Raw genomic sequence first — 19,690 nt, 5'->3', positions numbered from 1 at the left:
CAAGCAAGTATTTTAAAAAGTTGTTTATACAAAGTTAACTCACTATGATGGTGCAACGGAAATAAGAGAGAACTCAGATTGATGCAGTTGAGAAAAATACTCGTTAAATCGTTCAAAAAAGGCGGTAAACACGACGACATTCATATTGGCGGTAGTCGTGGCTAATAACTCAGCAACGGAAAGCCCGAACAGCCCACCTTCAGGTGGCAATAAATTCACAGGATGGTTGGGTGACACATTACTCAGTATTACCGGCTGGCAGTTTGAGGGCGAATTACCTCAGCACCCCAAACTTGTTTTAGCCGTTGCGCCGCACACCTCGAATTGGGATTTCTTTTTAGGTGTTGCATTGCTGTTCGCTTTGCGCATCAAAATCCGGTTTTTAGGAAAACACAGTATTTTTGTACCCGTCGTTAAACAACTGCTTGAATTGATTGGTGGAATACCCGTTGATCGAAAGTCAGCGCGCGGTGTTGTAGGCGAAGTTGTGAAGGAATTCAATTCTCAGGCTAAGATGATTTTAGCCGTTGCACCAGAGGGCACTCGCTCACCTAAGTTTCCGTGGAAAACCGGTTTTTTAGCAATTGCACATCAAGCGAATGCACACGTTGTGCTCGTTGGCTTTGATTTTGCGCGCAAGCGAGTTGTGTTTGGCCCGGTTTTTTTAAGTGAAGGTAATTTTGATGAAGATATGCAAAAGGTCTATCGTTTTTATTCTACGATCACCGCTAAGTATCCTGAGAATGTAGTTTACCCGAAAGACATGTGATGAGATGAGAAAAGAGTATTCTGATTAACGAATGTCGACTCAATTGAACTAATCTAAAGTTAGTTCAACATCGCTCGAAAAACGCCTATCTTGCTTCGTTACGGGGTCAGTAAACGCTAGTTTTTGAGCTAATAATTGTAGTGGCTTACTAAAATCATCTGGCTTGCTTGGCTGTAAGTCAGGATAATAATTATCGTTTAACAATGGCCAGCCAAGACTTTGCATGTGCAAACGTAGTTGGTGGGTTTTGCCTGTTATGGGGTTCAGCTCAAATAAGGCTCTTTCTGCCGTTGTCCGCAGGCAGCGAATACGAGAATGGCTGTTAGCCTCTCCCTCAACAATCTGCATCAAAAATCTAGGTGTAGATTTTTCCAGGCGATTTTTGATATCCCATTCATGATTTAGCGTTGGCGTGCTGTTAAGCGTGCTCGCAACAGCCTGATAGGTTTTGTTAACTAGGTGTGCTTCGAATAAATGGTGGTATTTCTGGCGCGAATCAGGGTTAACCGAAAACATCACTAAACCAGCCGTGCCTTTATCAATGCGATGCACTGCCTGCAAATTGTGATTGCCCGTTTTATTACGCAAACGATTTTGCAAACATTCTTCTATATATTTACCACCGGGTGTCACTGGCAGAAAGTGTGGCTTATACGCCACCAATATTAGTTCATCTTGAAAAATAATTTTTTCTACAAAAGGAATGACGGGCTCACTTTCAACCTCACGATAATAATAAACCCGTTGCTGAGCTGCAAAAGCGGTTTGTGCATTTATCAAAGAACCGTCATGCCAATGCACCTTTCCGTCAGCCATGCGTTGTAGCCATACATCAATAGCTATAGCGGGAAATTTCAGAACAAGAAACTCCAGAACAGTGCTGACACCCGGATTATGCTGGGGCAAGCTGAGCTTGGACGGCGCCCTAGCGATCACCATAATCGCATTGAGCCTTGGGCGCGACGGAGTTTTTGAGATCTTTTTTTAGCTTGCACTCACTTCCACCAGGTCAAATTTAGTTTCGCTCTCGCCTTGCACCACTACCTGACACTCTCCCCATGTTTGTGGAATACTCCACACAAAATCTTCTGCAACGGTGAATTTTTCTCTACGTGTTTTGCAGCGCACTTCTACTGTGTCTACTTGCCCTTGAATATTGGCAAAGGCAAATTTATTGCGCGCTAACTTATGAAAATATTCACCAGAATCCTCCAATTCGACATTTACAAAAATGTGCTTATCCGAGGCTAAATACTCAGAAAGTTTGACTATCGTAGACTCAAGCGATTCAAGCACAGAGTCGGCGTTGGGCAATGCTTTAATATCTTCCAAAGTTTTTAGAGCCGCGCCCAGAAGACTTGACTGCGCCTGCAATAAAAAAAGACGCTTATGCAATGTGCCAACATAGTTATCATCAAATGTTTTATTCTCCGCGCTATGACTTTTACTACTCGCTAAAGTGCGACTAATGCTTTTCATTTCGCGATGCTTATCGCCTTGCTTACTTGCAAAGCTCGCATCGATACTCCATAACCAAGCGTTCTCATAGCGATTGTGTCTTTTGTCATCATGCATTGCCGCGATAAGCGTTTCCGCCGCAAAGTATTCCTCCGCCGTTATCAGCGCTTCTAGTTTTTTGTAATCCCTGATGAAGCGCCTATCGGCGCCAGCATTGTCGGCTAATGCAAAATCAAATTGGACTGACTCATGACATTGTTCCGTTGCTTTTCCGTCTTTCATAGCTGGCTGAAATTTCCACTTTTTTATTGCTTTCAAGGCGGAACGTTTAAATGAACTATGGCCACCAGAATCTTCGATCATCGGATCCTGAACGTTTCCGTTCTTATCAATGACGTAACTCATTTGTACCCAGCCCTCTGCATTAACGCGAGCGGCGGAAGAAGGAAAAGTCGGATTAACTCTTTCAACAGGTTTTGCGGGGTTAAAAGCGGTGATTAACTCAACGGCATCTTGAGGCGTATTCTCTAGTACCTCTTCTTCAACAATATCACAGGGTAATTTGTTTTCTTGTGCGCTTTCTTGTGCGCTTTCTTGTGCACTTAGGTAAGGTTGAAAAGCGATCAAAAAAAGTAACGATACGCCATTTGTAAGTGATTGAAGCTTCATACGAAATCCTTGTAATGATGATATATCCCTTGACTATTCAGTATAATCTCACAAACTACCTTTAATCTCTATCTTAAATGTTGAGCGGTAATTAAGGCTCAGACATTCAGTTATTTGGAACATAGATATGAAACTCTGGCACTGTCATAACGCTCGCTCTCTCCGCCCTCTGTGGGCATTAGAAGAAATGCAATTACCCTATGAAGTGGAAACACTGCCCTTCCCCCCGCGTTTTTTCAAAAAGGAATTCTTAGGAATAAATTCCTTGGGAACCGTTCCGTTTTTTCAAGATGGCGAAACCACCATGACCGAATCAACCGGTATCTGCCATTATCTGGTTGAGAAGTATAAGAAGCATGAATTTGGACTAAAGCCTGAACACGCTGAATTTGGAGACTACCTGAATTGGCTTTATCACAGTGATGCCACGCTAACATTTCCACAGACCATTGTATTGCGCTATAGCCGACTAGAGCAGAAAGAACGCAGATTGCCGCAAGCTGTGGAAGACTATGCCGCTTGGTTTATCGCTCGTTTACGCCGCTTAGATACGCATATCAAATCACGCGAATTCCTGTGTGACAACCGTTTTACTATCGCCGATATCGCCGTAGGCTATGCATTACATTTAGGGCAGTCTTTGGGTTTAGACCAGAGATATACACCGCAAGTTAACGACTATTTGGCGCGCCTTCAGGCTCGTCCGGCATTTAAAAAAGCGGCCGCCATAGGCGCAGAACAAAGCGCATTTAAATGAAATGAATCAAGCGCTTAACTTTTTTTACACCTAAAGAAGGCGTTTGATTCTAAGCTCATCACGGTCAAATCGTCTTGATTCACAATCTCGTAGCTCATACAAACTAAGCCAACGCCCGGTTTACTTTTTGACAATCTGCATTCGGTCACGAGACCTTTCACGCTTAATATATACCCTGGATACACCGGCTTGAGCCACTTCAGATTATTGATACCAGGAGAACCTAATGAACCATGTTCTGCTGGCAAATTATCAATCAGCATGCGCATGAACATAGCGCCGGTGTGCCAACCACTCGCACACAGGCCGCCAAAAAGAGAGTCTTTCGCCGCTTCATCGTCTAAATGAAAGAATTGAGGGTCGTACTTAGTAGCAAACTCTTTAACTTCACTTTCCGTAACCTCATAAGCGCCAAACTTGGATGTTTGACCAACTTGATAATCTTCAAAATACATATGCTTTCCTTGGTTTATTGCTGTGACATATGAAATACAAACAAAAAAGGGCTTCACTAATGAAGTGAAACCCTTGAGAGTATACTTAGTAATAGCGCTTATTTAGATGGATTAATCAGGAATTTTTCACCCGTTTTCTTCGCAAAGTAACGCGCAATATTTGCAGGCTGCATTGCTTCTTCTAAACTAATTTCGTCACTGAAATCTAATGCAAAGGTTGTATTAATTTCGTCAGCAACGCGTTTGTGCATTGCTAATACTTGCTTAACATCAAGCTTGCCTAAGAAGCGCATTAATAACCAACCGCCAATGCCCCAAGTCATGCCGTATGCACGGTTTAATATTGTAGGTGAAAAGTCCAAACCACCGTAAATATAAACTTGTTTGTTTTCAGCAGAGCCGTAAGTGTTAAATCCCGTTGCATCTTTGCTACCGACAGCTTCCATTGCAGTTAAAATATCGCTCACTAAAGTGCCGCCGCCAATGGCATCGAATGCCAAGGTTGCGCCGGTTGCTTCGATAGCTTTGTATAGATCTTTCTTAAAATTCTCGTCGCTTGAATTAAGTACATGCTTCGCGCCCAAGCCTTTCAATAAATCAACCTGTTCTTGCTTACGCACGATGTTCACCAGATCAACGCCAGCCTCAATACAGATTTTATTCAGCATGATGCCTAAACTTGAGGCCGCAGCTGTATGCACTAACGCTTTGTGTCCCTCTAAGCGCATGGTTTCAACCATGCTCAGTGCTGTTAGCGGATTCACAAAAGAAGATGCAGCTTGCTTTGCTGTTGTACCCTCGTTATGTACGATACATGCTTGCACTGGCACACAGCAATGTTCGGCATAGGTAGCACCCGAGAGTACGGCAACTGTTTTGCCGAGTAAGGCTTGAGCCGCGGGGCTGTCGCCCGCTGCAATTACGGTACCTGCGCCTTCATTTCCTACCGGTAAAGTTTGGTCGATACGAGACTTAACTCTCGACAACATGCCGTCGTGTAGTTTTGCTTTAAGCGTTTTACCGGCTTCAGTAAAGCTCGCAGTACGCAAGTCAGCAGGACCAAACATTGGCCACATATCTGATGGGTTAATGGGTGCGGCTTCCATTTTCACAACAACTTCATGAGGTTTCGGCGTAGGTACATCGACCTCTGCTAGCGAGAATGATAATTCTCCATTAGATGATATGGTACTGAATAACTGTTTGGATTTTGACATTCGAATTTTCCTTTTGAAAGTTGTTTAGCCAATGGTTAAAAAAAATAACACGATGAAATGACGCTGGCGAGTCACACAAAATGTTATATGACTATCACCAAAATCAATTCCATTACAAAGGTGCTATAACTCCACGTAATTAGTAAAACATTTATACAATTGTGTTCCGCTAAGCACAGAGGCAGATGGAAAATGCAGCATAGGGATCAAGTCGCACGGCGCTATAACCTGATGAACGGCTTGTTCATCTTCTAAATTATCGATATTTAAAACGCGAGCCATCACGTCGCCTTGCTTTACTTTTTGACCCGGCTTTACACAGTACTCAACCATGCCGCCAAAATTAGTAAACATGGTTTTGTAGTTAGCAAGTGTGACACCTAAACGCTGCATTTTTGCCGGTTGAAATTCTTTATTATCTAAAACGCCTTTGCTAGCTAGATAGCCGAGAATACCTTTTGCGTCTTTTTCGCCTTCCGCAAAGTCTATAACCTCCTGACTGCCCATTTCTAAGGTAAACGCTTCTACACCGAAATCAAAGTCTCGTTCAAATCGCTCGCGTAATCGGTCTTGCAGCGACCACCACGTGCAGAAGCATGCTTCATCTAACGCACCGGCAAACACATTGGGAATAAAAATACAGTGCGGTATCGAGAACTGTTGGGCAGCATGTTTAGCATATTCAGGAATATAAACGTGACGTGTGGACACTGGACCGTTGTGTAGATCGAGCACAATATCTGCTTTTACGGCTAATTTCTGAAGAGTAAGATTGAGCTGTTGTGCTAAACCTAAGCCCCAAGGCTGCTCGAGTTTCGCTTTAATGGAAGCGAGCAGTAATTTTTTAAACTCGGCTTTGATGATATCAGGTGACTCATCCTCATCCACTGAAGCGGCAAAATCTCTAACCTGCTGTTCATCATAAAAATAGCCGCGGTTCCAATTCGTCCCATTTACAGGATCAAAGCGTCCCATCGTGTATTCGCCGGCTTTTATGTTGGTTCCTACCGGGTTACAGTTTGGTACGAGAACAATTTCACCGTGAATTTGCGTATGCTGTAGCGCTTGCAGCAAATGATAAATGACCACGTTGCCCTGTACTTCAGCACCGTGTATTGAGCTTTGTATGTAGACGCTCGGCCCTGGGAGATTATCTGAAATTTTATAGATTGGGACATTCAAGCTGCGCCCAGACGCATTTTGCGCGACGGCAATGTGGTGTTTGGTAAGGCGCGGTGATTCTACTTCGGACATCTCTACGGCTCTCTATTTAAATAACGACTGACGATTTTATACTACGTCTTGTTTAATGTTTGGATTGAATCATCGTTGTTTCACTTATTACTGCGTTCATTAGTTGAGTAGGCAGCGTTATATCTGACAGATGTCTATTCATGATGTGATTTGCTCGTTTTCACTGTTATTTATTTACTATTAGCTGAAACGAAGCCGACGCCATCCGGATTGTTGCCCGTCGGATACTCGGCAATAACCTTTCGCGAAGCAATATCAATCGCTACTATTTTGTTTTTCAAATTGAGAGACAAAAATGCAATATCGAGCGTTGGATGCAAGGTAATTCCCTGAGGACCCGCCTCCTCTTCCAAGATAAGCTTACCTAATTCTTTGAAGGTTTTAGTATCAAAGAAGCGCACTTCATGAAGTTGGAAATCTGGCACCATTGCTATTTTTTCAGAATGCGAAAAAAGCACCCGATAAGGAAAACTAAAGCCGTCGAACTGAGCCAACTGTGCTTCGGTTTCAGCATCTATTACAGTAACAAGTCCTTTTTCATTTGCGCCATACCAGATCTGTTTGCCGTCATTGGTGATGTTAATTGCTTCGGGCATTGCTTCTGTCTTGATCTGTTTCAGTAGGCTATTGTTCGCTAAAGATATTTTAGAAATACTGTTTGAGCGAATATTGGTGGTGAACGCAAAATCTTCTTTGCCACTTATTGCTACCATATGAGTTGTTTGCTGCTGCGTATTGATAGCCACTTCAATTTCGCCGCTATGAATATTCGCGATAACTAAGTTTTGGCTCTTGCCTGAAGTAAAAGCAACGCGTTTTTGGTCTTTCAAAAACTTAATGCCATGAGGGCCCGGATACTTTTCAAGATTGATTGTTCTTGAAACTTTTTGTGTCGATAAATCAAAAACCGTTAGGCTATCACCACCAACAAAATCAGTGCTCACAGCCCACTTTCCATCATCACTAACGATCAGTTCGTGCGGTCCTTTACCGGTGGGTAAGGTGTTAATAATCTTGTGTTCAGCGGCGTTTATCAAGCTGACCGAATTATCTGATTTGTTAACAACAACAAGCATGCCGTTCAAATTTGCAGGCCTTGCATCGTTTTGTGCAAACGAAAAATGGGAAAATATTGTTAACGACGATAGGGTTAAACACAGCGTAGCAAAATGGGGTATTCTCATTACTTTCTCTCTATGTACATAAAAATAAACGTGCTCTCAACAAGGTAATAGCAGTCAATTTTACAGAATGTTGTTGCTGTCCGCTAGTGCTCAAGATCTTCACTATGATTCTCTGCATCCAGCACAATAGACCCAAGCGTATACCAACTCAACTGGATTCGCGAATATTAGATGAATATAGTGTTTTACCGCCGTAGGCAGGCATTAATTTATCAATAATAGTTGGCACTGAATCTGTGATCATTTATGGTTTAGGTGAAAAAGAACAATTAGTAAACGGCACGTGAGAGATGCACGTATCAGCCGCTCGCATGCGTATAGATACTTTAGGAGTCATAATGAAGCAAAGTACGACAACAAAATCTGCAGCAAATTCTACAAAGAAGTCACGCACGTTTTTAGCATCTTCCGCGCTAACGAGCTTACTCCTTCTAAGTTGTGCATTTCAAATAAACGCGTCACAAACTGAAGAGACGGACCCAGCGGTGCCAATGCCTAGTGCTAAGGAACAGCCACAGGGAGTTGCGCACCCCCACTTTCAGGCTGAAGATATTTTTGAACTAGAGTACGCATCTGATCCGCAAGTTTCCCCAAATGGCAAAGATATTGTTTACGTGCGACGCTCTAATGACATCATGAGCGACAGCACCCGCTCTAGTTTGTGGATTGTTGATGTTAATGGTGAAAGCCATCGCCCTATCGTTTCATCACAGAAGAATCACTATTCTCCGCGCTGGTCTCCAGATGGAAAACGCTTAGCTTTTGTTTCGAATTCAGAAGGTAAACCTCAGCTATATGTGCGCTGGATGGATACAGGGCAAACCGCACTGGTAACGAACATAGCCTCGTCGCCATCTTCAATCGCTTGGGCACCCGATGGTAAAACGATTGCTTTTACCATGAGTGTAAAATCGGACGAAAAGCCCTTTAAAGTCAATATGCCAGACAAGCCGAAAGGGGCAAAGTGGTCAGAACCCTTTGAATATATCACTAAAGCAAGATATCAAGCGGATGGTCGGGGTGTACTTGATCCGGCTTTTACACAAATATTTGTTGTTCCTGCAGAGGGCGGCACCGCTAGACAATTATCATCCGGCAACTATCACCATACGGGCTCACTGAGTTGGGCAGCCGATAGTCAACATATTTACTTTTCAGCTAATCGTTCAGACAACTGGGAATATGAGCCAGGTGAATCTGATATTTTCGCTGTCGACATGGCCGGAAAATTCACGCAATTGACCAAAGCCGCTGGCAGTGAAAGCAATCCGAAGGTATCTCCAAATGGCAAATACATTGCCTACGCTAAACGCGATGATAAAAAACTAGCTTATCGAAATACCTTTTTACATGTTATGGAGGTAAGTGGCGAGAACGATCGAAACCTTTCTGCTGAGGTCGACAATTCACTCTCTAATTTCCATTGGAAAGACAATTCAGGCCTTTACTACCAGCAAATGCGCAGAGGTGTCACGCAAATTGACTATGTCACTTTATCGAGTGCAAAACATAGCAAAGTGACTTCTGGCTTGGGCGGTACAACGCTTGGTAGACCATATACCAGCGGCACTTTTGACTATGCCGATGGTACCTTTGCATTCACAAAAGGAAGACACGACCGCCCTGCCGACATTTACGTTCAAAAAGGCAAAAAGCAAAAACAGCTGACTTACTTGAATGAGGATTTACTAGGTCATAAAACATTAGGTGCTATTAACGAGTTCACTTATAAATCGTCCATTGACGGTGAAGAGATTCAGGGTTGGTATATTTTGCCACCGGACTATGACAGCACAAAAAAGTATCCGCTCATTACTGAAATACATGGTGGTCCTCATCTAGCATATGGGCCTCACTTCTCAGCTGAACTACAGCGAATGGCTGCTGAAGGGTATATTGTGTTTTATGATAACCACAGAGGAAGCACGGGTTACGGCGAACGATTTGCACTACTATTACAAAACAAGTATTCGTCAAAGTACGATTTTTCTGACCACATTTCGGGAGTCGATACGCTCATTGAAAAAGGCTTAGTTGACCCAGAAAGGCTCTACATTACCGGCGGCTCTGCTGGCGGAATTGCGACGGCCTATGCCATCGGGCTAACTGACCGATTTAAAGCTGCGGTTGTAGCGAAGCCTGTTATCAACTGGCTGTCAAAAGTGCTAACTGCCGACAGCGGTATGTACCAGATCCCATATCAATTTCCAGGGATGCCGTGGGAAGAAGTTGAGCACTATTGGGAGCGCTCCCCCTTGTCTTTGGTAGGTAATGTGAAAACACCCACAATGTTGATAACCGGCGTTGAAGATAAACGCACACCTATGTCTGAAACAGAGCAGTACTATCAGGCGCTTAAGCTTTTAAAAGTGGATACGGTGCTGGTTAAAGTGCCCGGCTCGTCTCATGGTATAGCTGGCAGACCCTCACGTTTAGTGGGTAAAGTTGAGAATATTTTGGCGTGGTTTAACAAGTATCAATAGGCAATAGATTTAGTGGATTAAAGTTAGCTTTACAGAAATTTAAGAAGTAAATATACAAGCAAAAACCATGTGGGAAGCACTTGTTTTCAACAAGTGCTTTTTTTTGGATAGCTGGCAATAATAAAAAATGAGAGCGAGCTACAGGTGCAAATAAACCTGACGCCTTAACCCTATCGCCTTTTTATTTCTTTCAGCGCTCCTTATTCAAGGATGCTAATTTCACATTGAAGTTCAGACTCGGATGTTAGCGAATTTACAACCAAACAACTCTGCTCTGCTTTATGCAACAAGCGCTCGGCATTTTCAATGTTTTCAACAGACGGTATAACTAAGGTTGCCTTGGTAATAATTTTAGTAAAACGCGTTTTACCTTCTACTCTTTCCAAGGTTCCCGTTGAATCGCATTGAATAGATGACCATGTAAATTTGGAGGCTTTTGCTATTGCTCTAAATGACAAAATAAAGCAGCTTGAAATAGAGGCCATAAACAAATCTTCTGGGGACCATTCGTCTCCGGGGCCGCCAAACTGAGCTGGCGGTGCCACCGTTAATTTAGGCACATTTTCAACACATACATCTAAGTTTTCGCCTGGTTTGCCTTGCGCCTGAACGTGATATTGGTGCGGTAAGTCCTGCATGAGTTTAGTGTCCTTTGTAAAACGTAATCATTTTATGCGCGACTCTTCTGGATCGTATCGACATCGCAGGTAATCACGCTAACTTTTTGATAGCCTATTCTCGCAAGTTGTTCAGCACTCAGTATCGCTCTTGCTGAGGTAGCGCAATGCAAATAAATAGCTTTAAGCGGATCCTTCTCAATTTCCATTAGTTTCATTTCCAACAAACCACGTGGAATATTAATCGCGCCTACAGCACTTTTAACCAAGTGTTCTGATGGCTCACGCACGTCTATCAGTAGACCGTGATTTTCTTTTAATTCATCTGCTGCAATACTTGCGGTAACACATCTCACATGCGCGGCAGCGTCATGTAATAATTCAGGGATAGTCTTTAACATGTTGTACTCCTTGCTTATCTTTTTAAATGCTGAAAAAAACATACTGTAGCATTAATAATAGAGAATCATAGTCACATAGTTTGAAAAGAAAAACATGGATGTATATCAACGTTTTGTTAATTGCTACTCAATTATTTTGGAATGTTAAGCGTGAATTTTAAAAAGGGTGGCTCTATTTGCATTAATTCTCCTTATGTTCCGTTATCGGTTCTTGTTGCATTTGATCCATGAGCGCATTGAAAGACTCAGCCAACTCTTGATATTCGTCTTTTTCGCGCAAATGGACTCGAGAAGTCAGTTTACCGTTCTGAATCTCCTTGATCACGCGGTGGATATGGTAGGCAGCACCAGCCGCTCTGTGAGTAATGACTAATAGGTAGTAGGCCAGGCCGCAGAAGGCGAGCAGGGACAGCATCAGCAATGTGATCGCGAAATTTTTGAGGTCTTGCTCCAATGATTCCATTATGGCGGGCTCAAAATAATCGCCGGCAAGAATCGGGGTGTAATTTTCAGTGACGTACTGGTAGAACAATAGACCATTGAATAGACAAGCCAGAAAACCGAAGGCCAGTACCGTGATGACTAACCGCCCCTGATAACGGTGGTTGATGAGCATATTTTTCACTTTTCTGCGATTTAGATCGGTCATGTGCTTGTCCTGTTTGCTTGACGTAATAAAAGATCGGCATCAAGCAGCTTGGCGAATTCGAGAGCGCACAGCGGTCGCGAAAATAAATAGCCTTGCAGCTCATCACAACCGTACTCCTTGAGAAGAACAGCCTGCTGATGATCCTCTACCCCTTCTGCGACAACCCCCATGCCCAACGATTTGGCTAGCGCAATTGTCGAGGTGACGATTGCCTGGTCAATTGGATCAGTGGTAAGGTTGATAATAAAACTGCGATCGATCTTCAGCTTGTCGATTGGTAGTTGTTTCATATAGTTCATGGAAGAGTAACCGGTACCGTAATCGTCAATGCTTATCTTAATGCCGCTGTAGCGGAGTTGTTGTAGCGTTGAGATTGATGCCTCCAGATGATCGATAAGCATGCCCTCGGTAACCTCAATTTCGAGATCCTCGCCTGTTAGGCCAAACCTATTCAGTTGCTTCGTCACGGTGTCAACGAATTCACTTAGCTGTATCTGGCTGGTCTCTACGTTGATCGAGATAGGAACGGTTGTTCGTTCTTGTTGGCGCCAAGTTGCTATTTGCCTTAGCGCATTCTCCAACACCCATTCACCGATCAAATTCATCATGCCCAGCTTTTGAGCGGCACCGAGAAATTCGTCAGGGTTGATTTGACCACGATCGGGGTGCTGCCAGCGAATCAGCGCTTCAGCACCCACAATTCGATGAGTCTGGGCGCAAACCTTTGGTTGATAGTGTAGAATGAACTCATTACGTTCCAATGCCTGCTTCAACTCGGAAGAAAATCGCATAAGCGTGACCACAGAGTCGTTGAGATGCTTTGAGTAGAATTCGATGCGGGCCCGTCCCTCAGATTTTGCGTGGTACATCGCGGTGTCGGCGTTACGCATCAGCACATTAGGATCGGTACCGTCATCTGGAAACAGTGCGATACCGAGACTGGCCTCATTGCGAAGTTCAGTTCCTAATAGCGCGAGCGGGCGCTGAATAGCCTTAAGTAAGCGTGTAGCTGTAGCATTGCATGCCGCTGCGCTTTCTTCGGCAGAATGACTTTCTCCGGTCAGTACGATGAACTCATCACCGCCAAGTCGAGCGACAATGTCATCCTCACGGACACACTCCAGCAGACGTGTCGCAATAGCGGCAATCAACTGGTCACCTTGATCATGTCCCAGTGAGTCATTCACTAGTTTGAAATTGTCCAAGTCGATAAAAATCATCCCGAAGTGCAGCTTTTCTCGCTGTGCCCTTGCTATCCGCTGGTGTAATTCGCTAATCAGCGCCGGTCGGTTTAGCAGGTTGGTGAGCGAGTCGAAGTTGGCTTGATGGAACAATGTTTCTTCCCACTCGGCATTGGTTAGACCGACGGCAATACGATCGGCAAAACTACTGGCCAAGCGCCAACTTTGCTCATCTATCGTGGGCTGCGTCTGAAATGCGACCACCATGGCTCCGATAAGTTGGCCACTGGAGTTGAGCGGCACAAATTGGTAGTGGTGGTGAATATTCCCTCCAATAGCCTTAATCAAACCGCTGAGCTTTAGATGTTCGCCGCTGTGCACCTCCTTCTCGTCCCTCGCTATGAGCGATTTGCTTTCTGCGGTCACGGTAGTCTCAATTACCAGCAGATCGGACCCTGCGCCAGTATTCTGACGATATATTTGGGAACTCATGCTGTCCTTGGCATCGAACAGCATGAGGGCGAAATGGTCACCGGGCAACACGCTGCCCATTTTGAATAGCACAATTCGAATGATGTCTTCTTTCTTGCCACGAGAAAGGATCAGCCGATCTATTTCCGACATGGAGGCCATCGTCGTCAGTTGGTGGGACACGCGATGTGACATGTCATTAAAGGCGTTGGCAACAGCCTCAAATTCGTCACCACTGCTAACCAATACAGGTTTATCGTAGTGTTGTTTCGCGGCGCGCTTGATCCCGGACATGATGGCATTTAGCGGCAACATTTGCCGACGGATCAGGCGCGTGCTGAGCAGTGAAAGAACCAGCAACAACAGGATAGCGATACCCAAAAAGGTGTTGCCGAACAGAGTGGACTCCCGCAGAATATCAGCATCTGGACTCGCAATCCCCACCCACCAAGGGGACATGCGGAAATTCTCGTTTAGGAAAATCTCCCGATAAACAAGCGTGAGCGGCTTACTAGCCGGGCTAGCATGCAGATTGCCTTGGTGTCCAAGGATAGTGGTGTCAAACGCGCCGCAAATCTCGTTGTTGGTTGCTAACAAAACCAGTCCTAGCGCGCCGTATACGCAGTTATCTTGGCGCAGATCCCGTAAATCGGGCTCTCCAAAGATGTAATTTTCGGTGATGCGCATGACCACCGAGCCCTTAATGGGCTGCGCTGGATCTGCCAGCATGGCCATGTAAATCGAATCCACACCACTGGAATTTGGCTGGCGAAGTAGGATTGCTCGACCCGTTCCCAAGTGCGTGATGCGCTGGGCATCGAGTGAATTGCTGAGGAAACTTGCGGGCATGTAGCTCACAGAAGTTGTCGAAAAGTTTAATAATTCACTAGACTTCCAACCCTCTGATAATGGTTCATCGCTGCTAAGCAGCTCTTCCCGAGCCAGTCTTAGATAGCGCTCCGCTGCGCTCAGTCGGGCCATCGTCTGGTCTGCGAAAACCCGGTTTTGTATCATCAATGTCTCTTCAACTTGGCGTTGCGCGGCATCTGCCACATAAACAATGGCGATGCCGGAAAGGACAATCACGGGTAACAGCGCAAAGGACACAAAAATGAGAAACAACCGGCGGGTGATAACATGCATACCGCCAGCACTGGCCATGCTGTCATATTGCTCTGCAGCGTCGCTGTCATCCCTGCGGGTTGCAGGCGGGTATGTGTGTTTAGTGGCCTTGCTCGACCGGTCGCTGGCTTTCATCACTAAGTGCTCAGTAATCTTCGGCGAGGCCGATGAAACGACCATTGTTGGCTCGGACAATGTCATCTTGGCTCTGCGGCGCCGTGAGGGGCGAAACTGATTGACCGTCTTTACCCTTGCTGTACAGGTCGAAGTCGCTGTTAATAGGTGCTAGATTCTTGTCTTTGCGCAGCTTCCCCACGCCACCCTTACCCTTCCCAACAGAGGCCGGAGCGCCGCTGTCATCGATACGGGTGTAGAGATAGGGATTGCCCCAAGGGTCTTTTAGGCTAACACCCATCGCCGCCAGTGAATCCGGCAAATATCCCTTTTCGCCTTTGAAGATATAAATACTCCGCACAATGCCCCCAATATCCACGACCGCCTGTGTCGCGCGGGCTTTTTCTACAAACCGGTTGTAGCTGGTCATTGCGATAGCGACAAAAATACCGATGATAGCGACGACTAACATGAGCTCGATGAGCGTGAAGCCACGGTGAGCCGACAGTGTGCTGGGCATTATGCCATTATTAACAAGATAGGACGCGCGCGCAGGAATGTCTCTCTCGGTGGTATTATCTTCATCATCGATTGAAGCTAACAAGGCTTTCAGATTACCTAGTTTCGTTTCTTTCTCCTCTAAAAGTCTTGCCTCTGCTCTTGTGGATTCGCTAGCAGATACATATGGTCGTTGAGCTATTTTATCAGTCACAAGCCATTCAAAACGCTCACCGAGTACGCCCCTAATGTTTTTTGTCATTACTTTCCCTAAAGCATACAATATATTTGAGATTAAAAATACATTAAGAAAAATTGGAAATTATAATGGGAAATTTGTGTATGTTGTTATTGCTAGATTCGACAAGAGTTAAGTAGCAAATTGCTCACAAAGCTTATCGGAGCATAACACCCCGTTGCTATAATAAAGTTTTTCGGCTACGGCGCAAAGCCGCCGCGATGCGGACATCCCGAAAAGACTTCACCGTTCAACGCGACTGCCTACGCGGTCCTACGCCTGTTTCAGTAACCCACAGTGCTCAGAGTTAATGAAACCGGAAGTCCCATTATTGGGAATCCGGTTAATTTAACCACAACAGGAGTCCTTCAAGATATCAAATTTAAATGGCCGCTTCTGTTATTGGATTAGATATTTCGTTGTTGTATATATGAAGGTGAAGTAGTATTTTAACTTTAAATGAGAACCTCAAAGGAGTGAGGCTTGTTAAATCAATGTCGTTTGACACTTTTTAGTTTTAACAAACGCAGTCAGTTACTCTTCCGGTTAGTTGAAACCGCTTTACCTGAACACTCCTCTAAGTTCCTCACCAATTTTCATATATTTGCTCTTTATAAAGGGCAACATTGAATTAACGTTTCAGTCATACCATCGGATAAAATAAAAGGACTTAAAATGAAAAAACTATTACCATTAGCAATTACAATCCTAACATCATCTTATGCAGCAACTGCAAATGCTGAAGACAGTTTCTACATCGGTGCATTATACAATGTACAAGAGATTTCAGCTGACCGAGATCTCAACACAGCTGGGATAGTTGCAGGGTATAGGTATAATCAATATTTTGCTCTTGAAACTAGGCTAGCTAAAGGAACATCTGGTTACTCTTTTTACTTTGAGACCCCTCAATATGATGGCGGGTATGAGGAAGACATTGATAGTCAAATATCGTTGTCAATTAAAGCGTCTTATCCAATATTTGAGTCATTTCAGGTTTACGGTTTGGTTGGTTTTACAAAGACCGAGCTCGAAATAAATGCAACTGGCCCCCGTTTAAATTCAGAGGGCGACTTTTTTGAAGTTCTCCCTTATGGGTTTACTGAATCGGAAAGTGGTTTAAGTTACGGCATTGGTGTGGATTATCAGATTAATGAGCAATTTAATATTTTCATAGATTATCAGATCCTTCCTGATTTTGAGCCGCAAGCTAACTTCTCCAGCAGTTGGAAAAGCACTACAATTGGGTTTAGCTACTCTTTTTAAATTATCCAAACATAAAAGATTAATTAAGCGGGAAATGGTAGTTATTTAGTTCTTTGAGATTAAAACTAGCGCTTATTTCCGCTGTAGAATTCCCCTTAAGCCTGAGCTATTGGCTTGCAAGAGCCTATAGCTTGGTTCAAATCAACCATCTCAAATAACACTAACAGAGCCAAAAAGGCTCTTATCCCTTGATCAAGATCATTAGGTTACGATCCATACCGAGGCATACATTGACTTCAATGCACTCAATACCGAATATAACAAAGACGTTTACAAAACCTTTGTGAGGAACGTAATGAGCACTGCTATTCAGTTAACGGCGTTTTTAGGTTGGGCATCAATTTTAAATATTGCATTGCTATGCCTGTCAACGCTCATCTTTATGTTGATGAGACACACGGTTACTCGAGTGCATAGCAAAATGTTTTCCATTCCAGAGTCAGAATTACCGTTAGTTTATTTCAAATTTTTAGCTCATTACAAATTACTGATTTGGATGTTTTGCCTAGTCCCCTATATATCAATGAAATGCATGGGCTATTAAGTCATTTGAATTTTCTTTCGATTGGGAATGGATTATTGAATTTTAATCAATACTTCGTTTCGACGCATCATGGGTAAGGTAAGCGGTCCGTTGTAGCCTGCTTTAACCGCTTCACCTATAGCGGTAAAACCGTTCGCAGTAATCCAATCTGTCAGAATTTTCGTGTGCTCTTCTACGTTACTGTCACTTAGCGTGCCGCTGAACTGAATAGCCGCTACTTTGTAGTCTTTAAGCTCACTGACCTTAAGATCGGGGTTTGTTGGCTTCGGCGTTGTTGCTAACGTAAAACTCTTCGGCATGACAAATGACATTAGTGCTTCGTCTGTGTTCTCGTTCATAAACACCGGTGCCGTCATCGAGATTTCCGTTCCCTTTTTAGAGCCATTTTTGTCGTCCATGATAACTGGCGCAGTCATAGAGATTTCTGTAGCACCTTCATTTTCGCCACCAATGTATTTAAATAACTTTCTAAAAGCGCTATTGCTGCTATTCCCAGCCATGCTGGTTGACACTAGCACCATTGATTCGTAGTTACGCACTTCAATGTTTTTGGTTTCATCAGATTTTAGAAGAGTATATGGCGCAGTCTCTACATTACTTTGGCCTACCACTGAGCAGCCTGTAACAAAGATCGAGGTCAATATTGTTAGTAGTGATTTCACGCTAAGTCCTTAAATTATGATTTTTTAGATTCAATCAAAACACTAAATCCCAGATTGGGTAACGAACGATAGAATTTATCTTATTCATGGTATTCGTTTTATTTTCGCTGACATTGATACTATTATAGCCCAGAAAAGCGATCACAGATGAAGGTTAATCGTTTAAATAGTTGGGCCGCTATGTGCATTGCGGAAATAAGGTATACTCGTCTCAAAAGTAACTTAGGAAAACTTGATGGAAAACAGTGGGAGTTTATTCAGTATGTATTATTCAACTCGAAAAGGACTATTTTTTGCGCTGTTAAGCTTGGCAGTGTTTAGCCAAGAAACACATGCTGAAAGCGTTGAAGTTGAGATTGTTCTTTGTTCCAAAGAATCTAACCCATTAGAACGCTTAGTTTGTTTTGATAAGATTGCAGAACAAATAAACGCGTCAGGACAAAGAGTTGAAGCGATAACCTCAAGTGCTCCGGTACAAGTTGTTCCGCCAGTAGCAATAGATACAGACGTAAACTCTATTCCCGAAGAGAATGCGCTAATATCTTTACCAGAAACTGAAGTTGTAGACGAAGTTAAGGACGAGGTTGAGGACAAAGTTAAGGACGAAGTTGACTCGTTCGGTCTTCCACAAGCCTCAAAAGACCTCACGGTTTTAGACAACGGGGAGCTGAACTCTGTAATCAAGAAAATTCAAAGATCGCCTCGTCGACCGGTACGTTTCATTCTTGAAAACGGGCAAGTATGGGAAAATTCAGACAATAGCACGATGGGACTGCCTTCAGTCGGCGATGCTATCGTGATAAGTCCTGGTGCACTCGGCTCGTTTTATTTGAGAAAAGCAGACATTAACCGTACGTTTAAAGTCAAGCGCATTAGGATTTAGTGCGCAGAGTTTGACACCAGGCTAAATCATACTCTTACAATTCGACTGATTCACATTAAGGCCCCAACATGATGCAAAAAACGCTCGTACTTACAGGCGGTAGTTCAGGAATCGGTTTAGCCATTGCCGCTAAGTTCGAAGCCAGTGGTTTCCATGTATTTAATTTAGATATACAGCCCGGCGCTCACGGTACATTCATTGAGTGCGACGTGACAGATCATGATTCTGTTTGCAACGTCGTTGCCAATATTGCCCATAACCACACCATTGACGTACTAATTTGTAACGCTGGAAAGCATATGTCGGCGAATATTGAATCGACTTCAGAAGCAGATTTATTAGCCTTGTTTAATTTGAATGTGAAGGGTGCATTTTCGGCAACGCAATCAGTCTTACCTTCAATGAAGGCAAGGGGTGCTGGCGTAATTTTATATATCGCCTCTGAACAAGCACTCGTAGCTAAAACAAACTCCTTCGCCTATAACTTAAGTAAGCACGCATTAGCATCGATGGCAAAAACGACCGCCTTGGACTACGCAAAATTCAACATTCGCGCAAACGCCTTGTGTCCCGGTACCATTGAAACTCCGTTATATCACAACGCAATTAATCGTTATTGCGAACAAAGTGGCGCAGATAAAGCCGCTGTGCATGCCGACGAAGCCGCATCACAGCCGCTGGGCCGCATAGGTCAACCGGAAGAAGTAGCCGCAATGGCTTATTTCTTAGCCTCCGATGAGGCCAGCTTTGTAACGGGTAGCCTGCAGGTGATGGATGGCGGCTATACCGCAGGTTGAT

The 19,690-nt window shown here is 43.9% G+C and carries 19 protein-coding genes; 7 read left to right on the top strand and 12 right to left on the bottom strand.

What is annotated here, in order from left to right; all coding sequences use genetic code 11:
• Window positions 1–157: 157 nt before the first annotated feature.
• A complete protein-coding gene (locus tag GNIT_RS00835) occupies window positions 158–769 on the top strand; it encodes a 1-acyl-sn-glycerol-3-phosphate acyltransferase (RefSeq protein ID WP_014107207.1) in 612 nt (203 codons plus the stop codon).
• 48 nt (window positions 770–817) lie between these two features.
• Here the strand turns inward: GNIT_RS00835 and GNIT_RS00830 are convergent, their stop codons facing one another.
• Both GNIT_RS00830 and GNIT_RS00825 read right to left on the bottom strand, forming a co-directional pair.
• A complete protein-coding gene (locus tag GNIT_RS00830) occupies window positions 818–1,585 on the bottom strand; it encodes a pseudouridine synthase (protein WP_014107206.1) in 768 nt (255 codons plus the stop codon).
• Between the two features lie 168 nt (window positions 1,586–1,753).
• Window positions 1,754–2,896: an energy transducer TonB gene (locus GNIT_RS00825; protein WP_014107205.1), complete on the bottom strand. Its 1,143-nt coding sequence runs from the start codon at window positions 2,894–2,896 to the stop codon at window positions 1,754–1,756.
• Between the two features lie 127 nt (window positions 2,897–3,023).
• On the opposite strand from GNIT_RS00825, the gene GNIT_RS00820 reads away from it, so the two are divergent.
• A complete protein-coding gene (locus GNIT_RS00820) occupies window positions 3,024–3,653 on the top strand; it encodes a glutathione S-transferase family protein (protein WP_014107204.1) in 630 nt (209 codons plus the stop codon).
• A 14-nt stretch (window positions 3,654–3,667) separates the two neighbouring features.
• Here the strand turns inward: GNIT_RS00820 and GNIT_RS00815 are convergent, their stop codons facing one another.
• The 4 genes from GNIT_RS00815 to GNIT_RS00800 all read right to left on the bottom strand — a co-directional run bounded on the left by GNIT_RS00815 (window position 3,668) and on the right by GNIT_RS00800 (window position 7,763).
• The gene (locus GNIT_RS00815) at window positions 3,668–4,108 is read right to left on the bottom strand and encodes a MaoC family dehydratase (protein WP_014107203.1); all 441 of its coding nucleotides are present in this window, start codon (window positions 4,106–4,108) and stop codon (window positions 3,668–3,670) included.
• Between the two features lie 98 nt (window positions 4,109–4,206).
• A complete protein-coding gene (locus GNIT_RS00810; RefSeq protein WP_014107202.1) occupies window positions 4,207–5,325 on the bottom strand; it encodes a zinc-binding dehydrogenase in 1,119 nt (372 codons plus the stop codon).
• Window positions 5,326–5,448: 123 nt separating this feature from the next.
• The gene (locus GNIT_RS00805) at window positions 5,449–6,579 is read right to left on the bottom strand and encodes a succinylglutamate desuccinylase/aspartoacylase family protein (RefSeq protein WP_014107201.1); all 1,131 of its coding nucleotides are present in this window, start codon (window positions 6,577–6,579) and stop codon (window positions 5,449–5,451) included.
• A gap of 170 nt (window positions 6,580–6,749) precedes the next feature.
• Entirely contained in the window at window positions 6,750–7,763 is a 1,014-nt protein-coding gene (locus GNIT_RS00800; RefSeq protein WP_148261673.1) for a YncE family protein, read from the bottom strand.
• Window positions 7,764–8,254: 491 nt separating this feature from the next.
• Between GNIT_RS00800 and GNIT_RS00795 the strand changes: the two genes are divergently transcribed.
• Window positions 8,255–10,246 (top strand): alpha/beta hydrolase family protein, encoded by a 1,992-nt coding sequence (locus tag GNIT_RS00795; protein WP_148261744.1) that lies wholly within the window; start codon window positions 8,255–8,257, stop codon window positions 10,244–10,246.
• 200 nt (window positions 10,247–10,446) lie between these two features.
• Here the strand turns inward: GNIT_RS00795 and GNIT_RS00790 are convergent, their stop codons facing one another.
• The 5 genes from GNIT_RS00790 to GNIT_RS00770 all read right to left on the bottom strand — a co-directional run bounded on the left by GNIT_RS00790 (window position 10,447) and on the right by GNIT_RS00770 (window position 15,561).
• On the bottom strand, window positions 10,447–10,884 hold the full coding sequence (locus GNIT_RS00790) for an OsmC family protein (protein ID WP_014107197.1): 438 nt from the start codon (window positions 10,882–10,884) through the stop codon (window positions 10,447–10,449).
• Window positions 10,885–10,916: 32 nt separating this feature from the next.
• Window positions 10,917–11,264 carry a rhodanese-like domain-containing protein gene (locus tag GNIT_RS00785; RefSeq protein ID WP_014107196.1) on the bottom strand — a complete coding sequence of 116 codons (348 nt, stop codon included), beginning with the start codon at window positions 11,262–11,264 and terminating at the stop codon, window positions 10,917–10,919.
• 181 nt (window positions 11,265–11,445) lie between these two features.
• Window positions 11,446–11,913 carry a HAMP domain-containing protein gene (locus GNIT_RS00780; protein WP_014107195.1) on the bottom strand — a complete coding sequence of 156 codons (468 nt, stop codon included), beginning with the start codon at window positions 11,911–11,913 and terminating at the stop codon, window positions 11,446–11,448.
• Window positions 11,910–14,888 carry an EAL domain-containing protein gene (locus GNIT_RS17590; RefSeq protein ID WP_083822402.1) on the bottom strand — a complete coding sequence of 993 codons (2,979 nt, stop codon included), beginning with the start codon at window positions 14,886–14,888 and terminating at the stop codon, window positions 11,910–11,912. The genes GNIT_RS00780 and GNIT_RS17590 overlap by 4 nt, the downstream gene beginning before the upstream one ends.
• Entirely contained in the window at window positions 14,833–15,561 is a 729-nt protein-coding gene (locus tag GNIT_RS00770) for a type II toxin-antitoxin system ParD family antitoxin (protein ID WP_014107192.1), read from the bottom strand. Before GNIT_RS00770 ends, GNIT_RS17590 begins: the two co-directional genes overlap by 56 nt.
• Before the next feature lie 651 nt (window positions 15,562–16,212).
• Here GNIT_RS00770 and GNIT_RS00765 point away from each other — a divergent pair.
• Together GNIT_RS00765 and GNIT_RS18505 are read left to right on the top strand one after the other, a co-directional pair.
• A complete protein-coding gene (locus tag GNIT_RS00765) occupies window positions 16,213–16,803 on the top strand; it encodes a porin family protein (RefSeq protein ID WP_014107191.1) in 591 nt (196 codons plus the stop codon).
• A 295-nt stretch (window positions 16,804–17,098) separates the two neighbouring features.
• A complete protein-coding gene (locus tag GNIT_RS18505) occupies window positions 17,099–17,347 on the top strand; it encodes a DUF6868 family protein (protein ID WP_014107190.1) in 249 nt (82 codons plus the stop codon).
• 32 nt (window positions 17,348–17,379) lie between these two features.
• On the opposite strand, the gene GNIT_RS00755 is transcribed toward GNIT_RS18505, so the two are convergent.
• Window positions 17,380–18,009 carry an SOUL family heme-binding protein gene (locus GNIT_RS00755; protein ID WP_014107189.1) on the bottom strand — a complete coding sequence of 210 codons (630 nt, stop codon included), beginning with the start codon at window positions 18,007–18,009 and terminating at the stop codon, window positions 17,380–17,382.
• Between the two features lie 235 nt (window positions 18,010–18,244).
• Between GNIT_RS00755 and GNIT_RS00750 the strand changes: the two genes are divergently transcribed.
• Window positions 18,245–18,892, top strand: coding sequence for a hypothetical protein (locus tag GNIT_RS00750; RefSeq protein WP_014107188.1), 648 nt, complete (start codon window positions 18,245–18,247; stop codon window positions 18,890–18,892).
• A 71-nt stretch (window positions 18,893–18,963) separates the two neighbouring features.
• Window positions 18,964–19,689, top strand: coding sequence for an SDR family NAD(P)-dependent oxidoreductase (locus GNIT_RS00745; RefSeq protein WP_041246531.1), 726 nt, complete (start codon window positions 18,964–18,966; stop codon window positions 19,687–19,689).
• Window position 19,690: the final 1 nt, after the last annotated feature.

Source organism: Glaciecola nitratireducens FR1064 (assembly GCF_000226565.1).
Taxonomy (GTDB): domain Bacteria; phylum Pseudomonadota; class Gammaproteobacteria; order Enterobacterales; family Alteromonadaceae; genus Glaciecola; species Glaciecola nitratireducens.
The sequence above is the reverse complement of the archived record's forward strand: the minus strand, read 5'-3'. Positions and strand labels throughout refer to the sequence as shown.